This is a genomic window from Providencia sp. 2.29 (genome assembly GCF_015832305.1).
GTDB classification, from domain to species: Bacteria; Pseudomonadota; Gammaproteobacteria; order Enterobacterales; family Enterobacteriaceae; genus Providencia; species Providencia stuartii.
The window spans coordinates 2,601,492-2,619,365 of sequence record NZ_CP065420.1 but is presented as its reverse complement, the minus strand read 5'-3'; the positions used below and the strand labels follow the sequence as shown (position 1 = coordinate 2,619,365).

Genomic DNA, 17,874 nt, shown 5'->3' with positions numbered 1-17,874 from the left:
CCCTATTGAGGTAAATATGAAAATTTCAGTTAGGCACTGGAAAATAATATTTTTCCTATACCTATCAATAAAATATAGTCATATTTAGTTAAATATCAGTCAGAATCTTCTTAAGCTATGATAAATACGGAATAATTGCAGAGAATAAATGTTAATTTATTGTTGCAAACAAAATATAGACGGGGGTATAGTCTGTTTATAAGGAATAAATGCAACATGATAAAAAGTCGGGTGTGTAATATTTTTACGGTTCGTCATAATAGTGTCATATAAATTCATTAGTTTACGGGTGTGATCCAGCAGGGAGGAACTAATGGGAACTAAGTCTTTGTTAATGCTTTTACAAGGCCGGTTACTACTCCATCATGAAATTGTCATGGTGAGATTAGTAACCGGTTTTTTTATTGCATGTTCAACCAACATGAGCTTGAAGGGAGCTCCTCTCTGTTCTGAATAGTCCGTCATTTGAATTGACTTTAACGATACCTGGAAGGGTTAATACTATGAGTAGACAGAAAGCTGCAACAAAGACGCGTCGTGAAATGAAACGGTCATTACGTAAAGAGCGCTCAGGTCGTTACGAAATGGCAAGTGTGGCCTCTTTTGCTGATTTTACGGGGATTGAACCTATTGGTATGGCGAAAGAGCGGCGTGATACATCGCCGATTACTCCACGCAATGATGCGCAAAAGCTCTATATTAATTCGATTAAACACAAGCAATTAATTTTTGCGAACGGTGAGGCGGGTTGTGGCAAAACCTATATTAGTACTGCACTGGCAGCAGATGCGTTAATCAATAAAGATATCAACAAAATCATCGTGACAAGGCCTGTTTTGCAGGCAGAAGAAGATCTCGGTTTTCTTCCGGGTGATATGGCTGAAAAATTTGCGCCATATTTCCGACCCGTTTATGACGTGTTAGTGAAAAGGCTTGGTAACTCCTTTTTGCAATACTGTTTACGGCCTGAAATTGCCAAAGTTGAAATTTCACCTTTTGCTTACATGCGTGGTCGCACATTTGAAAATGCGATTGTCATTCTGGATGAAGCTCAAAACGTTACTGTTAGTCAGATGAAAATGTTTTTAACGCGGTTAGGGGAAAATGTCACTGTTATAGTGAATGGTGATGTGACGCAATGTGATTTACCTGATGGCGTTATATCTGGTTTGGCAGATGCCTTACAACGTTTTAGCAGTGATGAAATGGTCTCAATGGTTAATTTCACGGTAGATGATTGTGTGCGTTCAACGCTTTGTCATCGAGCATTATTAGCTTATAGCCATTAAGTGATGTGATAGCCCCAGTTGTTAGCCAATAAAACTGGGGCTATTTGCAAATCTAATGATGATTAATGATGCAGCATTTCATGGACAATTTGTTCATCATTAAGCGAATAGGGGTAATAAGTTGGCCAATTATCCATTTGTTGTAATAGTTTTTCGTGGGATTCATTCCCCATATAGAGGTGAAAATGCCCTGAGGCCTGCGGTTCAATAATATGGTCACTAAATTGGATATATTTCGGTGCTTTTGAGTGTTTGTCTTGGCATTCGAATAAATAACGAACCCCTTTTTTACCAGAAGTATAATGGAGGATTTTAAAACCGGAATAGTGGTATTCACAACGGCTGATTTGACCATTCTGGGTAAATTCAATAATGTTATTCTCAATACTGATATTCTCAACGTCCGTTTGATAACCTTTTTTATAATAAGCGCGATACTCATCGACGGTTTTGTCTTTATTGTTTTTTGCTTTATGCTCCAATACGGGATCGAGTTTGCCAGTTATTAATAATGGGTAAATTGACTCCCAGATGCCATCCCAATCACTGAGCTTTCTATCTTTTACATCAACATCATTAAAAATACCTTTACTTGCTTGTATCGCTTTTTCGGATTGCGGGTGAGCATGACTATGAGCTTGTGTATTAAAGCTAACAAAAAGTGCACTGAGACTTAATGCAGCGGCAATAAGGGGTTGCTTATTCATTGAAGGTTCCTATAGTCCATAATAAATTAAGGTTATGTTATAACATAACATTTAATGAATGCAAAAATATTTTTGGGGAGAATAGGGGGATGTGGGTAAGATTGAGCTATTGGAAACTAAAAACAGGCCACGTTAATGGCTGTTTTTAGGGAAAAGTACTCGAAGAGAGGGCTTTAATAGTTGGGTTTTCTAATCTGCTGCTCTTTATAAATCTCTTGGTTTTTCTTGATTGTATTTAATACGCTGTCTTCATATGGATCATTTTTCGGTTGACTATCCTTGTGAGCAGAATTGGGGGAAGTGGCGCATCCAGACACGAGGACAGCAATAATAACTAATAACCCTAAACGCATACAAACCTCCTAAAATGAAAAGGACTAACATAATTCAAAATATCAATTTTTAAAAACCAGCTGGCTAATTAATATATTTAATTTATGGATAAATAGCCAGATAGCATACTTTGAAGTTTTTATTCAATGGATTGTTTATGTGGAATATTTACACAATAATAAAGTGATGGTGAGTGCCATCACTTTTCATCAGTAGAGATTAAATATTAATCATCAGGATTATCCATCACATGATGTCTTTCTTGATGATAACCTTCTTCATCGTAACCATAACGCCAATAAGGTATCGCATAAATACTTTCACGACTAACCCCTTTTTCGCGGCGAATAAAACGGCGTAAATCGCGAATAATTTGGTCTTCTCCGGCAATCCAAAATGACGTATCTTCGGTCGGGATATCCCAAGATTTGAACGTATTAATTAGCTCATTATTTTTACTAATATCACCACAAATCCATATTACCTCGATACCAGCAGGTTTAGTTAATTCGCGAATATCGCCTTGGTGATCTAAACGTAAAACGACTTTACCTGTCGCATTTGCAGGCATTTTTTCGAGTAATGCTGCAATCGCTGGTAATGAGCTTGAGTCTCCTGCCATGAAATAGTGTTGCGTATGAGGTAATAATGGATCAGGCCCTCCTGGATTGGTGATCCCCATCCAGTGACCTTGTTCCGCATCGCGAGCGAATAAATATGCTGGTCCTGAAGCGCCATCATGCATGGCAAATTCAACGTCTATTTCTTTAACCTCTGGGCGGATTGCTCGAACGGTATATGTACGCACAAAGGGGCGTGGCTTATCTTCTGGCCAGCGGCGCCCTTGTTCACTGAGTATTGGTAATGCAGGCTCGCTTTTTAAATCAGGGGCGAGAAAAATTTTGATATGACCACCTTCACATTGTGTTGGATAGTCACCCAGTCTTTCTCCCGTAAAGGTAATGCTGCGAATAGAAGGGCTGATATCTGTAATGGATTTGACCTGAACAAGTTGCGGTGGCGCCGGGCGGTAAATATTCTTTTCGACGGGTTTGTCACTAGCCACAGGCGGTCTCCTTTTAGTTATGATAATGATAAAATTATTATTTGGTAATTGTTATCATTATCATATCATGGTTTTATTGAATATAAATAACCGGAAACCAAACATTTTTATATCCAAAAAAATGCCACATTCGTCAGAAACGAGTGTGGCATTTGTGTGAGGGGGATTACTTGACTTTCATCCCCGCGGCAGTCATTAACAACTTAAATACGGAAGAGAATGCAAATAGCGCCAGTACACTTCCTAACCAAATAATCGCCATCCAACCTATCTTTTTCCACCAAGGTGATGAAATAGCCTGATCAGTGGTAACCTTGGTCTGGGGTAATTTTTCCTCTGAAGACATAGTAACTCCAATAGGTATAAACCAAAATAATAGGGATAATAAATAGAGCGCCAACAAGCATAAAACCTAAACTTTCCATTGGCCCAGCCGCATCACGGAAACTGATGGCGGGTGGAATGAGATTTGGCCAAATACTGATCCCTAACCCCGTAAAACCAAGGAAAATTAATAGCAACGCAGCTAAGAAAGGAATGCTATCCCATTTTTGTCGTTTGGCGCTTTTTAGCATGACCCAAACACACCACACGACTAATAATGGAACTGGCAGGAAGAAAAAGAGATTTGGTAAGCTAAACCAACGGCTATAAATCGCCTCATTGAGAACAGGTGTCCATGCACTGATGATAACAATCACAGCCAACATCACGAGTGTTAATGGTCGCAATAAACGGTACATGGTTTGGCGCAAATGACCTTCAGTTTTCATGATCAGCCAACCGCAGGCCAGTAGTGCATAAGCAACCACTAAACCAAAACCACAAAATAGTGGGAACGGTGAGAACCAATCGAAATAGCCGCCCATATACACACGGTTTTCAACATGGAAGCCTTGAATAAAGGCACCCACAACGACGCCTTGAACAAAAGTGGCGAAAATCGAACCCCAAATAAAGGCGTGATCCCAATGTTTACGATGCGACTCATCCGCTCTAAAGCGGAACTCAAATGCCACGCCTCGGAAAATCAAGGCTAATAACATAAAAGTTAGAGGAATCGATAAGGCATCAAGCACAATGGCATAAGCGAGCGGGAAAGCGCCAAATAGCCCCGCACCGCCTAATACTAGCCAAGTTTCGTTGCCATCCCAAACCGGGGCGACACTGTTCATCATCAAGTCGCGATCTTGGCTATCTTTAAGGGCTGGGTACAAGATACCGATTCCTAAATCGAAGCCATCCATCACGATATACATCAAAATACTAAAGACAATGATGACAAACCAAATGAGTGGTAAATCAATGCCCATGAGCTGTATCCTCCTGAATCCCTTTACGAATTAATTTCATCATGTACATATAGCCGATACCGAACACACTGCCGTAAACAGCAAAGAAAGCCAGTAGACTAATACTCATATGCATTTCACCATGCGCACTGACAGCGTCCGCAGTTCTTTGTAGCCCATAGACGACCCAAGGCTGACGACCTATTTCAGTGGTAAACCAACCAGCTAAGATAGCGATTAGCCCTGATGGCGCCATGACGAACATAAAACGCAAGAAAACTTTCGATTCATAAAGGTTTTTGCGATAACGCAGCCATAACCCCCAAACACCAGCCGCAATCATTAACAAACCTAGCCCTACCATGACACGGAATGACCAGAACACCATGAAGACATTTGGTCTATCTTCGGGTGGATAATCTTTCAACGCAGGAACTTGCTTATCAAGACTATGGGTCAAAATGATGCTCGCAAGATAGGGAATTTCGAGTGCGTATTCGGTTTTCTCTTTTTCCATATTAGGAATACCGAAAAGGATCAATGGGGTGGCTTCACCTGGTTTATTCTCCCAATGACCTTCCATAGCCGCGACTTTGACGGGTTGATGTTTTAGGGTATTTAACCCATGAGCATCGCCAATAAGGGCTTGCAGAGGCGCTAAAATTAAAATCAGCCATAATGACATGGAAAACATTTTCTTCATGGCAGAAGATTTATTGCCTTTAAGCAAGTGCCAAGCTGCTGAAGCACCAATGAAAAATGCGGCTGCAAGGAATGCCGCTGTGGTCATATGCAATAACCGATAAGGGAATGAAGGATTGAAAATAACGGCTAACCAATCAACGGGAACGATGCGGTTATCGATAATTTCAAACCCTTGCGGTGTTTGCATAAAGCTGTTTGATGCAAGGATCCAAAACGTTGAGATGATAGTACCGAGAGCAACCATGCAGGTTGCAAAGAAGTGCAATTTTTCACCAACACGGTTCATACCGAATAGCATGACACCAAGGAAGCCCGCCTCTAGGAAAAAAGCAGTGAGGACTTCATAAGTTAGCAATGGCCCTGTGATACCACCGGCAAAGTCGGAAAAAAAGCTCCAGTTAGTTCCGAACTGGTAAGCCATCACCAAGCCAGAAACAACCCCCATACCGAAATTGACCGCAAAGACTTTCGACCAAAAATGGAACAATTTTATATAATCACTATCCCGAGTTTTCAGCCACAAGCCTTCGAGTACCGCGAGGAAACTCGCCAGCCCGATGGTGATCGCTGGGAAAATAATATGGAACGAGACTGTAAACGCAAATTGTATACGAGCCAGTTCCAGCGCAGTTAGTCCAAACATATTGACCCCTGATTGGAATTGATAATGCGCACATCACAGTTTCGTTTTTTCCGTTAGCAATGTTGGTGCTGTTCCGTAGCAAAAATAATCATTGAAACGACAGGCTTGTGAAAAAAACCACAAACCTAACGAAAAAGTTTTGTGCTTATAGTTAAAAAAAAGTCAGGTGAATGTATGGATAAGTAGAACATGAGACGATAAACTATAATAGTAACAATTTTTGAGTTATTAACTATAACAGTTGAGGCGGATATGACGCGATACGAACAACTGGCTGCACAAATACGCCAACAGATTGAAGATAATATCTGGCAAGTTGGCGATAGATTACCGTCACTTAGGGAAAGTGTAAAACAATCAGGTTTGAGTTTAATGACAGTTGTACAGGCTTACCAATTGCTCGAAAGCCAAGGTTGGATCGCTGCAAGGCCACAATCAGGGTACTATGTTGCTCGTCGAAATACGAATTTTGCGGCAGCAAAGGGAGGAAAAGGCCTGCATCTTAATGAAAATGTTGAGATCAACGCCTCTATTTTTGGTGTTTTGCAAGCTTGTAAAGATCCTGACATTATTCCATTTGGCTCAGCATTCCCTGAACCGGCACTGCTTGATGAACCGAAATTAGGGAAAACTCTCGCGTCAGTGGCTCGGCGTTTAGCGAGGTTTAATACGACAGCGAATTTACCGCCGGGTAACGAGCAATTACGCCGTAATATCGCTCAGCGCTATGCCAGCCAAGGGATCCATGTTGCCCCCGATGAAATTGTGATCACGGCTGGTGCGATGGAATCACTAGTATTAAGCCTACAATCGGTAACCCAACCGGGAGATTGGGTGGTTATCGAATCACCTGCCTTTTATGGTTCATTACAGGCTATTGAACGCCTAAAATTAAAAGCGATCGCCATTAAAACAGATCCGTTATTTGGGATTGATTTGGACGCATTGGAAGATATTGCCGCAAAATACCCCATAAAAGCCTGTTGGTTAATGACGCATTACCAGAACCCACTTGGGGGGACGATGCCGCCAGCAAATAAAAAACGGCTGGTGGAGATCTTGAATAAAAATCAAATTGTTTTGATTGAAGATGATGTGTATGGCGAATTGTACTTTGGTAATCAACAGCCGATCCCTGCCAAAGCTTTAGATACTAAGGGTAACTTTTTCCATTGTTCGTCATTTTCGAAATGTTTAGCACCGGGGTATCGGGTCGGTTGGGTGGCGGCAGGGCAACACGCGACAAAAATTCAGCATTTACAGATGATGAGTACTGTTTCTGCCAGCGTTCCAACACAGCTGGCGATCGCGGAGTACCTTACTCAGGGGGGATATGACAATCACTTGCGGAAACTACGTCAGACAATGGAGCAGCGGCAACACCAAATGTTAGGCGCAATCGCACAATATATGCCGCCTTCCGTTAAAGTGAATACGCCAAAAGGGGGCTATTTTTTATGGTTAGAATTCGAACCACCTTTTAATGCGGTACGTCTCTACCAATTAGCCCTTAAGGAAGGGATAAGCATTGCGCCTGGCAGTATGTTTTCAACCAGCGATCAGTTTAACCATGCGTTTAGACTTAATACTTCATTTACTTGGAATGAACAGTTAGAACAGGCGATGAAAACATTAGGGCGTTTATGTTATTCATTGATTACCGAGAAACGTGGTTAGTCACATTTTAAGTGTCGAAACATTGCCCTAAGTCACTAAGTTTGCCACTCTTAATTATCATAACGGATAATTGATTGCTCGGGGGAATGTATGAAAATTAAATGTTTTGATGCGGCAGAGTTACCCATTGAAGAATGGCAAGATAAGTGTGGGAACAGCGCTGAAGTTTTTTGTTGGCCTGTCGCATCTGACTTTTCGCTTCGAGTAAGCATTACACAAATCAATCAATCGAGTGTTTTAAAACAGCACGCTGAAAGTGAACAATTTTGTATTTCTTTGGATAATGGTCAGCTGTCTATTCGAGATCAACAAAAGACTAAGCATTCTATGGCAAAAATTGGTGACGCTTTTCATTCTGAGGGGGAACAATTGATTGAACTTGAATTAAGAGGCTCCCCAGTCCGTTTACTTAACGTATCGGTTAACCCTGAGCGTTGGCGAGTTAAAAGCCATGTGATTGCACAAGAACAACGTTTGCCAATAGGGCAGGCAGGGATAGTGTATGTCTTAGCTGGGGAATGGGATGTCTCTGGGGCGAATTGTAAAATTATGGCCGTTAATCAAGGGGGCTGGTGGCTACCTGACATTGGGGAAGGGCATATTACGCCTCGTGTGGCAGGTAGCAAATTAATTTGGGTTGATATTACGGCCTGTTAGCTATTGGCTAAGCCAATCGCCGCGAGTGACAACATGCCTCCAGCAACGCCTTCCGTTAGACGGCGACGCTTATCGCTGTAATTTCCTTTTTTATGTACGGTGGCAAATACCATACCAATCATGCCATAAATCACGATACATGAGGCAATAAAGGACGTTGATAAAATAATAGACTGAATAGCAACACTGTCCGAAGAGTGAATAAAATTAGGTAAAATGGCAAAGTAGACTAAGAGTCCTTTGGGGTTAAGAAAGCTAGTTAGAAAACCTTTCAGAATGACACCTTTAGATGGCGCTGATTTTAGCGTTATCTGGCTTGGTTTCATGGCAGATAAGATCATTTTTATGGCTAAATATGCGACATAAGCGACACCGACCCATTTAATAGTATTAAATAAGCGTGGTGACGCAGCCACTATCGCAGCGAGACCTAAAGCGGCTAGGATAGCATGCATAATATAGCCCGAGATAATGCCAATATTAGCTTTCCATACGGCAGATACGCCTCCCGATAGCCCTTGCGAAGAGATAAAAAGAATATCAGGACCCGGTGTACAAATAAGAGGGATCACCGTCGCACTAAACAGAATAATTGATTGTAGCTCCATCTGTATGCCTCATAGATATCATTTGATTATTGTTGTTGAGTTTAGCAAGTTAGCTTGAGGGAAATTATAATGATTTCATTGTAATATTTGGTCATTTTATGGGTAATAATGGATTTTAAATTTAGCATTGAATATCAAAAATCGTTAAACCATAGGAAAATAATGCCAATCAAATAGATACGGGTAAGTTGGCTTGCTCAAACTTTATTAAGGAAGATGCAAGAGGGTTAAATTACTGGCTAAATCACAAGGCAAAAAAATACACTTAATATTCAATGAACTAAGTCATTAACTATTAAATGTATGATAGGTTAAAATATAAAAAGTACTTATTTTTTATTAATAGGTTATTTCATCAATTAGGGTAAGCTATTTTTAGCCAAACTATTTCATATTAGCATCGATTACTTGATAAAAAGCGTTGGCTGTATCCGCAATCGTCCAGACACCAAGAATAATTTGGTATCCTGTACGTTTTGGAATATTACACTCTATTCTTACGTTATTTTTGGGTACATTTCCTCTATCTTGTTGTTCACAAAACGGTTTTAAATCAAAATCATTACGTGTTAATGGTTTATTTGGATCCCAATTTTGTTTAGTGATAAAAAATTGCCATGATGTCGTTCTGTGTGATGCAGTTAATGTCCAAGAAAATACATTTTTACCACTAGATACATTCACTTTATGCCAACGACTGTTCGACTGTTCATTTAACTGAGAAAAATTGGCATTACCTCCACTTGCGATTTGACCATCCTTTGGCCCCCTTTCTGGGAAACCTTTAGGGCCTTCAACCGATTGAGGCTCATATTGAACGGCACCACACATTTTATTTAAATTGCCACCCATGGATGAACAAAGAAAAGCGCGGCTTGGTGGATTATCGATATAACCATGGCGAAGTACGTTATTATCAGCTAATGCTGACATTGAAAGGAAAAGCATTGATATAGCAATAAATGTTGTTCTCATAGAAGTATCCTCATGTAAAAATTAACAACCATATTTAAATGATGTATAACCTATAAAGAATGAACTCTCTGTTGTTATTTTATTAAACTAATTCGGTTATCTAGATGCGTATACTTTTTATTATGTGTTTATCAAAAGCTAATGAAAAATATTGAAAATAGCCCAACTAAAAACATAAATTATCACTAGTAGATACTAAAATGTTGGCTATTGTTTTTTCTCTATTACCATCCCCTCTTTTTAGGAAAAGAGTAGTTAATATTTATCAAAGATAAATAAAAGTATTAAAATGCATTATGAGGGCAAATAACTCTCACATACAGTTTGCTCAGTCAATATATGTATTGTTTTTGTCTATGGCCTCCTAAATTATACAGAATGGTGAAATTTTCATAAAACATACTGATGAGAAAGTGGCTTTAAATATGCCATATAGTCTTATTTCGTCAGCTTATTGATAAGTTAACCAACAGTGCCGATACCATCATAGCAAGTTCCACGCTCTTTCAAATGTTTCATCATCATAAGGTTGTGTTCCATTTTCATGCTTAATAATCGATTTAGCGAGTTTTATTAAAATTGATTTGTTTTCAAGATTAATAAATGTATTGGGGGATACATTTAGCGCTTTAGCAATATCATTAATATAATCGCTTGTTTGATTTTCATTGCTAGGTGCCCATCGACTAATTAATTGAGATACGGTTTGCAATGAGTATCTACGTTGATAGGTACGCAGTAACGCGAATAGTGCTCTGATACCATATTCTGAAGATTCAAATCGACAAAATCGTTTTTCAATAGATTTATCGTGTGGTAGTTGCCCCTTCCAATGATTGGCTTCATTGTATTCAATGTTACCGGGGTTATTGTTTCTGATGCCTCGAGAGATTTTAATCATGGATAAATTCTCCAATTCTAATGTTTAAATAAAAATGATACGAACATTTTTAATTAATCTATCAGTCCTAAGTAATAGGATTTATATTTATGTAATGATTTTAATTATATTAAAAAAGTGTTGGCGCAGATTATTAAAATTAAGTCATAAGACTCAATGAGCAGAAGAATACTGCTCATTGAGTAATACAAAGAGAAAATGAGATAAATTAAATTATAGATAAAATCATATTTACGATTAAATCAAATAAGTAAAATTGATTTTTATTACTATAAATAAATTACCGAATTATTATCTGATGTTGGCAGTGAATTACCATCATGATCAGCTGCACCTGTGTCAATATTAGGGGTTGCTGCGCTAGCAAGGCTAAATTCATTTCCTTCACTATTGGTTACCTTAAGAATATTAACATAGGCCATTGCAGTAACTTCCACATTAGGATATATGCCAGTTACATTCATATCAATATGAACCTTTCCGTTAATTTGTTGAGTAGTTGATAGCTCATCTAAGGTTGCGTGTATTTCTTGTCTATGAGTTTCGACACTAAAGTTAGCTGAAACCCACGCAAAGAAAGCAGTAAGACCTGCGCCAAATTTATATTCATTAAGCAGCTGTTGATACTTAGCCGACGATTCAAGGCTAATAATACTAAAATCCATGTCACCTTGTAATCGAACAACAGCGCCTTGGCCTGAGACAGTCGCAGAAATACCTCTCATCATTCCTTTCTTTTTTGAAACCTGCCAAGAACTCACATTACTATTGTTTGTCTTTACTGCTCCAATTGCAATATCGTTTATTTCGGAGAATGTTGTAGTCATTTTAATACCCTTAGTTTTAAATAAAGTGATGTTGTGGTGCTATTAAATAGATTAGTGGTTTATGCTATAAAACCACACACTATCTAATGGCAATAATACTATTTGATATATTGTATTGATAATGTGATCGATAACGGATTTTTGTGTTGTTATATTGTTTCTAGTTGAGATAAATATTCAAATTATTGTTTTTTTTGAGTATTTAGATCAAAATACTTATAGCTAAGTATTTTTACTTGAAGGATTTATTTTCACTGTCAGCGATATTTGCGGATAGTCTTGTAATTTTTTGAAAAATAACTAATTTAGTTGAGTGTTCTACTTGTTGTTTTATCTGATAAAATATGGCTGTATCGTTTCTTAGCTTGATGTTTATAGAGCGAGGTAGCGTGCGATTTCGAGATATTATGCTTTTAAATATGGGAATGATGGCAGATGGTGTCAAAACCATGGCGAATGACTTTGCTAACGTCACTATATAGTTTTTTTAAAAAATTATAATTATTTGGTATTAATTTTGGTGATCCTTCTTTTAATTGAAGATTAATGGGAAGGTGTGTTTTATCATTATTTTATAAATAGAGGGTAATAATTTTTATCACTATTAATGCTAGCAAATGAGAGACTTGTTTCTCCTGAACAAGATTCAGATACCGTATTGAGTATTTGGGGAGCCTCAAACCTTAGGGGAATTGCTGTATTTATCATGCTTAGTCATTATTGTGGGTTTTTCAATTGAAAGCTTGCTTACCAATAGGTGCTTTTTGATTACGTCAAAGAGAACAAATCAAATCAATTGTATGATATAAAAATATCGCCATGTACCATTAATAATCTCAAACATAAAGCACCATTATTTTAATATCGAAATGACTACTTCGATTTATAGCGATAAAGGTAGATAGCCACAATATTACTCATAATATGCTTCAATGAATATTTCCTGAAATTTATACTAGGTCATTTTAGTGTTAACAATGACTAAAATCATAGCGTATCATTTAACAGCAAACATAAAAATGATAGTCGACGATTCGGCTTACTCTCCGTAAAACTTAAGATAGGCGCTTAGTCGCAAAATAGAACTACGAATGAAACCAGTGCGACCTTCTTCTTGATGGATAGATTATGTCCATGTTGCGAACTTGGCTGGCAGTGATTGATGTAAATTCCTCACGACACGTCAGAGAAGGGATAGTATCATGACCAGCCATTAGCTTTTTTACATTTTATTCGGAATTTTCATTGTGACCTCATTTGCTGAACTTAACACGCTACCTGAAGAACAACTTGCTAACCTTACTGAGCTAGGTTACGTAACAATGACGCCAATTCAGGAGGCTGCGTTACCAGCGATCCTTGCAGGCAAAGACGTCCGTGCTCAGGCAAAAACGGGAAGTGGTAAAACCGCTGCTTTTGGACTGGGTCTGTTACAACACATCGATGCGAAACAGTTCAGTACACAATCACTGGTATTGTGCCCGACTCGAGAATTAGCAGATCAAGTCGCGAGCGAACTGCGCCGCTTAGCACGTTATATGGCAAATATTAAGATCTTAACACTTTGTGGTGGTGTGCCATTTAGTGTGCAACGAGATTCCTTAATCCACGCGGCTCATATCATTGTTGCCACGCCGGGGCGACTTCTTGACCACTTGAACAAAGAAACCGTAAAACTGGATACATTACAAACATTGGTATTAGATGAAGCAGATCGCATGCTGGATATGGGATTTGCTGATGATATTGATGAAGTGATCAGCTATGCGCCCATTAGCCGTCAAACACTATTATTTTCAGCTACGTGGCCAGAAACAATTACAGCAATGAGCCAGCGTATCCAACGTAATGCAATAACGATTGAAATCAATTCAGTTGATGAATTACCTGCTATTGAACAACGGTTTTATGAAGTCGCTCGTCATGAAAAAATAGATTTATTACAAAAACTGTTAAGCCAACAGCAACCCGCATCTTGTGTGGTATTTTGTAACACAAAAAAAGATTGCCAAGCGGTGTATGATGCACTAAATGAGTGCCATCAAAGTGTTTTAGTATTGCATGGTGATATGGAACAACGTGAGCGAGATCAAACGCTTGTTCGTTTTGCTAATGGCAGTAGTCGTGTATTAGTTGCAACCGATGTGGCGGCTCGTGGGTTGGATATCAAATCATTGGAAATGGTAATTAACTATGAATTGTCATGGGATCCAGAGGTGCATGTTCATCGCATTGGTCGTACAGCGCGTGCAGGTGAAAGTGGGTTAGCGATTAGCCTTTGTGCTCCTGAAGAAGCTCAACGCGCTAATGTGTTAGAAGAAATGTTAAATATAAAGCTTAACTGGAAGTCAGTACCAACCGGCTTAACTATCACACCACTTGAAGCTTCAATGGTAACACTGTGTATTGATGGTGGTAAAAAAGCGAAGATGCGACCTGGCGATATTCTTGGGGCGTTAACAGGAGATATTGGCTTGGCAGGGGATGATATTGGTAAAATTACTATTCATCCAATGCATGCATATGTCGCAATCAAACAGTCTGCTGCACGCCATGCTTGGAAACAATTGCAGCAAGGAAAAATTAAAGGTAAATCCGTTAAAGTAAGATTGTTAAAATAAAACTAGCAATATAGGCAACCATTAGCCGTGTGGTTTGTATGACATGGCTAATGGTAGGTAATCATTACTTAAAATGAATACAGAGATTCAATGGATTGACCGAGTTTTTCTGCCAGCTCAGAAGATGCATATCTATCCATCACAACCTCAATATATGCCGCACGATTTTGCGATTCAGCCATATTAATTGCGGCATCTAACTCATCGCAACGGGTGACCTTTTGGCAATACCAATCTTGGCAACCAAGTGCAGCAGGTAATTGGGCATAGTGCCATTGCGGTAAGTCATTATAGTAGGCTTCAGGATCTTTACAGAGTAAGCGTTCAATAAGATAACCATCATTATTAAGGACAAAAATAATGGGTTTTAAGCCAAAGCGAGCGAATTGGCTAATCTCTTGGGCGGTTAACTGATGAGAACCTTCACCAGTAATTAAGATAATACGGCGATTAGGTTCAGCTATTGCAGCACCAAAAGCCGCAGGTGTTGCCCAACCAATAGAGCCCCAGAGTGTTTGGTTATGGAATTGTGCATTTTGTGGAAGCAGAGCAAAACCTAATCCCATCGATGCTGTACCTGTTTCCGCGATAATAATATCGTCTTTTTTGAACATCTGCTCAAGTCGCGGATAAAGATAGTTTGCAGTAATTTGCCCATTTTCCCCCTGAACTGGCGTACCGAGACCTTGAGCTTTTATCCCTTGGTGATGCAATGAAGGAGCAAGCTCTTTGAGCTTAACCAGTACATCTTGCATATAGACTTGAGGATAGATAGCAGAGCCCACTTTCACATGGTCGGCAAGGATATTAATTCGATGCTCAGGGAGAATAGTAGCGGTAAAGCTACCAGAGTTAAAATCGGTAAGGACAGCTCCAATTCCCAGCACGCAATCACAACTTTCGACAAATTCACCTACTTGTGTATTCATTAATTTGCCGTTATAGATCCCCATATAAGTTGGATTGGATTCACTGACAATGCTTTTATCCATAAACATGGTGGCGTAAGGTAACCCAGTCTTATCAATAATTGCTTGCACTTCATTAGCATAGCCTAATCGAGCACTTAAAATACCAGGAATTATGCAGGCTTTTTGGCTTGAATTTAGCTTTTCTAAAATAGCCGTAACGGCGGCTGATAATGACTCATTATTACTTTTATGAATAACAGGGGTATCAGTATTTTTATCTGTAACGACTGGCATGACCGCATAATCTGCGGGTAAACCAATATAAACAGGACGGCGTTCACGTAGGGCCGTTATAATTAAGCGTTCGGTTTCGGCAATACAGTTTTCAGGGGTTAAAATTGCGTGAGCGCAGCTTAGGTGTTGACTCATTTGATAAAAAACATCGAAATCACCATTGCCGAGCGTATGGTGAACGAGTTTATGGTTTTTTTGTACACCACTGGCAGGCATACCAACTAAATGAAAGATAGGAAGATGTTCTGCATAGGAGTCTGCAATGCCGTTGAGTGCGCTTAATTCTCCTACACCAAATGTGGTTGAAAGTGCAGCGGCACCTTTAATACGAGCATATCCATCAGCTGCATATGAGGCATTGAGTTCATTACAATTACCAATCCAACGCATATTGTTACTTTCACAGACCGCATCTTCTATGGGGAATGCGTAATCACCTGCGACGCCAAAAATATCATTGATGCCGATCTCATTTAAGCGTGCTAAAACATGTTCGATGACGGTTTTATTCATTATATTATCTCCTAATGATCACGTTAGCCGATAATTCTGCTTTTTATTAGTTCTAACGTAGATCTTTCTTTAGTGGAAATTATTTATAATTATTCCATCTATAACAAAAACTCATAGGAGCAGACATGGATATACGTTCATTGCGTTATTTTGTTGAAGTGGTACAGCTAAATGGGTTTAGCCGAGCAGCAGAACGTTTATTTGTGACCCAACCTGCGATTAGCCGTAGCATTCAAAAGTTAGAGCAAGAGCTTGGTTATACATTATTAGTGAGAGAAAACGATGGAGTGAGACTGACGGATGAAGGCGAAATTTTATTGAGTCATGCAAAACAAATACTCAAACAATTTAATAGCATGAATAAGGCGTTAAAAGAGAAAGAAGGGCCTCTGTCCGGTATTTTGAATGTAGGATTACCACCTGTCATCGCGTCAACTTATTTTGCGGATATCATCATGGCATTTAGTCGACGTTACCCACAGGTGGAATTAAAAATTTTGGAGCTAGGCACGCATAAGATGATGGAGGCGATGTTAAACGGCGAGGTGGAGACCGCGGCAGTGATGCTGCCTTTCGACAATGAATTGTTTGACTTACACGTTTTTTCGTCAGATCGATTGATGCTGTTAGTGAGTGAACAGCATCCGCTAGCTATGCGTAACTCGGTGAAGTTTGCAGAGCTTATTGATGAGCCGTTTATTTTCTTCTCTGAGGACTTTCGCATAAATGAGTTAGTCATGAGCGCTTGTGGGATCTATGGAAAAAAACCGGTTATTGCTGGGCGCAGTAGCCATTTAGATCTTGTAACAGCGATGGTAAGGGCAGGGGTTGGTGTAACATTATTACCAGATAGTATGTGGAATAAAACACGTGCAGATGGTTTGTCAATTATTCCTGTAATAGAGCCTGTACTCTCTTATGAAGTCGCTTTAGCAACATTGAAAAATAGTCATCAAAGCCGCAGGGCAAAAGCTTGGAATGCGCTGGCAAAAGAAATGTTAAACATCCAATAATGAGGCATTGATGGCAAAAATGTTTTTTATAGAAAGAAAAATGATTGTATAGCCACTTTCTCTTAAGGATAAGGAACAAGAAGACTTATTTTTTAGATGTTGGATAGAGTTTATCCACCAATTTTTTATCTGATTTAAAAAGCAACATACTATTACATATAATTATGCAAGATTTTATTGGTATATGAGTTTAGTCTTAGGGGGCGTGAGTTTATTGTGGGGTAAGACTCTGTGATTTGCCTAGTTTGTTGTTGGGATTAACATATCAAAAGCAGGTAAATACATAATTTAAATTATAGCTTCATCAAGGCTTGATCTCGTTCTGGGGTTCGCAGGAGAGTGAGTGCATCGTGGTTAATTCTATAATTCAGGTCCGCCAGCGGCTTAGCGATGCACCCGCAGTTTTTAACAAGAAAAATACTGGCGGTATAGCCATATATTTATATCTGGAATGCTAAAATGAAAAGACCAACTAGTAAAAATATAAGCCACTATTTTGAGTGTATGAAGAAATAAAATTTGAACTAATTAGTCGATTAAAATATTTATTTTTTCACAGACAAATAAGCTGTTGGAGCCACCATTCTCAGAGTTGAATTTGCCTTGATTAAGGTACTCGCTGATATGCTGATAAATGGTAGTCTGGTGAAATCTTAATACCTGAGCGATCAGGTCAGTACTCCATCCTTCGGAAGCAAGAAGAACGGCTTTTATTTTATCTCGACCTTGTCCGTCACAAATTGCGTCGTGAAAGCGTTTTAGCTTTGTTTTTTTTCTAACACAATTAATATCCTAATAATAAAAATAATGTTCTTGATTTCGCATAAAAAAGCACATTCAAT

General features: G+C 39.0%; 17 protein-coding genes. 5 read left to right on the top strand and 12 right to left on the bottom strand.

From position 1 onward, the window contains the following. Positions 1-503 precede the first annotated feature (503 nt). Positions 504-1,289: a phosphate starvation-inducible protein PhoH gene (gene phoH, locus I3B46_RS12035; RefSeq protein ID WP_036940049.1), complete on the top strand. Its 786-nt coding sequence runs from the start codon at positions 504-506 to the stop codon at positions 1,287-1,289. Between the two features lie 62 nt (positions 1,290-1,351). Here phoH and zinT read toward each other — a convergent pair whose 3' ends face one another. The 6 genes from zinT to I3B46_RS12005 form a co-directional block, all read right to left on the bottom strand. Further along, on the bottom strand, positions 1,352-1,996 hold the full coding sequence (zinT, locus tag I3B46_RS12030; RefSeq protein ID WP_004919308.1) for a metal-binding protein ZinT: 645 nt from the start codon (positions 1,994-1,996) through the stop codon (positions 1,352-1,354). Between the two features lie 173 nt (positions 1,997-2,169). Beyond that, positions 2,170-2,349 carry a hypothetical protein gene (locus I3B46_RS12025; protein ID WP_004919309.1) on the bottom strand — a complete coding sequence of 60 codons (180 nt, stop codon included), beginning with the start codon at positions 2,347-2,349 and terminating at the stop codon, positions 2,170-2,172. 206 nt (positions 2,350-2,555) lie between these two features. Then, positions 2,556-3,395, bottom strand: a complete 840-nt coding sequence (locus I3B46_RS12020; protein ID WP_004919311.1) for a siderophore-interacting protein — start codon at positions 3,393-3,395, stop codon at positions 2,556-2,558. Positions 3,396-3,561: 166 nt separating this feature from the next. Beyond that, complete coding sequence (locus I3B46_RS12015; RefSeq protein WP_072197222.1) at positions 3,562-3,741, bottom strand: DUF2474 domain-containing protein; 180 nt, start codon at positions 3,739-3,741, stop codon at positions 3,562-3,564. Then, on the bottom strand, positions 3,698-4,708 hold the full coding sequence (gene cydB / locus I3B46_RS12010; protein WP_004919319.1) for a cytochrome d ubiquinol oxidase subunit II: 1,011 nt from the start codon (positions 4,706-4,708) through the stop codon (positions 3,698-3,700). The genes I3B46_RS12015 and cydB overlap by 44 nt, the downstream gene beginning before the upstream one ends. After that, entirely contained in the window at positions 4,698-6,035 is a 1,338-nt protein-coding gene (locus I3B46_RS12005) for a cytochrome ubiquinol oxidase subunit I (protein WP_004919322.1), read from the bottom strand. Before I3B46_RS12005 ends, cydB begins: the two co-directional genes overlap by 11 nt. Positions 6,036-6,287: 252 nt before the next feature. Between I3B46_RS12005 and I3B46_RS12000 the strand changes: the two genes are divergently transcribed. Beyond that, a complete protein-coding gene (locus tag I3B46_RS12000) occupies positions 6,288-7,712 on the top strand; it encodes an aminotransferase-like domain-containing protein (RefSeq protein ID WP_004919324.1) in 1,425 nt (474 codons plus the stop codon). A gap of 90 nt (positions 7,713-7,802) precedes the next feature. Continuing rightward, complete coding sequence (locus I3B46_RS11995; RefSeq protein ID WP_004919326.1) at positions 7,803-8,369, top strand: HutD/Ves family protein; 567 nt, start codon at positions 7,803-7,805, stop codon at positions 8,367-8,369. Here I3B46_RS11995 and I3B46_RS11990 read toward each other — a convergent pair. The 4 genes from I3B46_RS11990 to I3B46_RS11975 form a co-directional block, all read right to left on the bottom strand. After that, positions 8,366-8,977, bottom strand: coding sequence for a LysE family translocator (locus I3B46_RS11990; RefSeq protein WP_053110870.1), 612 nt, complete (start codon positions 8,975-8,977; stop codon positions 8,366-8,368). The two genes, I3B46_RS11995 and I3B46_RS11990, sit on opposite strands and share 4 nt — an antisense overlap. 384 nt (positions 8,978-9,361) lie before the next feature. Continuing rightward, on the bottom strand, positions 9,362-9,925 hold the full coding sequence (locus I3B46_RS11985; RefSeq protein WP_050979655.1) for a lytic polysaccharide monooxygenase: 564 nt from the start codon (positions 9,923-9,925) through the stop codon (positions 9,362-9,364). Positions 9,926-10,436: 511 nt separating this feature from the next. Then, positions 10,437-10,853, bottom strand: coding sequence for a structural protein (locus I3B46_RS11980; RefSeq protein WP_060561293.1), 417 nt, complete (start codon positions 10,851-10,853; stop codon positions 10,437-10,439). 269 nt (positions 10,854-11,122) lie between these two features. Then, entirely contained in the window at positions 11,123-11,680 is a 558-nt protein-coding gene (locus I3B46_RS11975; RefSeq protein ID WP_004919334.1) for a hypothetical protein, read from the bottom strand. 1,247 nt (positions 11,681-12,927) lie between these two features. Between I3B46_RS11975 and dbpA the strand changes: the two genes are divergently transcribed. Continuing rightward, positions 12,928-14,301, top strand: coding sequence for an ATP-dependent RNA helicase DbpA (gene dbpA, locus I3B46_RS11970; protein WP_014658258.1), 1,374 nt, complete (start codon positions 12,928-12,930; stop codon positions 14,299-14,301). Between the two features lie 68 nt (positions 14,302-14,369). On the opposite strand, the gene I3B46_RS11965 is transcribed toward dbpA, so the two are convergent. Beyond that, entirely contained in the window at positions 14,370-16,019 is a 1,650-nt protein-coding gene (locus I3B46_RS11965) for an alpha-keto acid decarboxylase family protein (RefSeq protein WP_163762049.1), read from the bottom strand. Between the two features lie 125 nt (positions 16,020-16,144). Between I3B46_RS11965 and I3B46_RS11960 the strand changes: the two genes are divergently transcribed. After that, positions 16,145-17,032, top strand: coding sequence for a LysR family transcriptional regulator (locus tag I3B46_RS11960; protein WP_004919341.1), 888 nt, complete (start codon positions 16,145-16,147; stop codon positions 17,030-17,032). Between the two features lie 528 nt (positions 17,033-17,560). Here I3B46_RS11960 and I3B46_RS22685 read toward each other — a convergent pair. Next, the gene (locus I3B46_RS22685) at positions 17,561-17,746 is read right to left on the bottom strand and encodes a hypothetical protein (protein ID WP_404935919.1); all 186 of its coding nucleotides are present in this window, start codon (positions 17,744-17,746) and stop codon (positions 17,561-17,563) included. Positions 17,747-17,874: the final 128 nt, after the last annotated feature.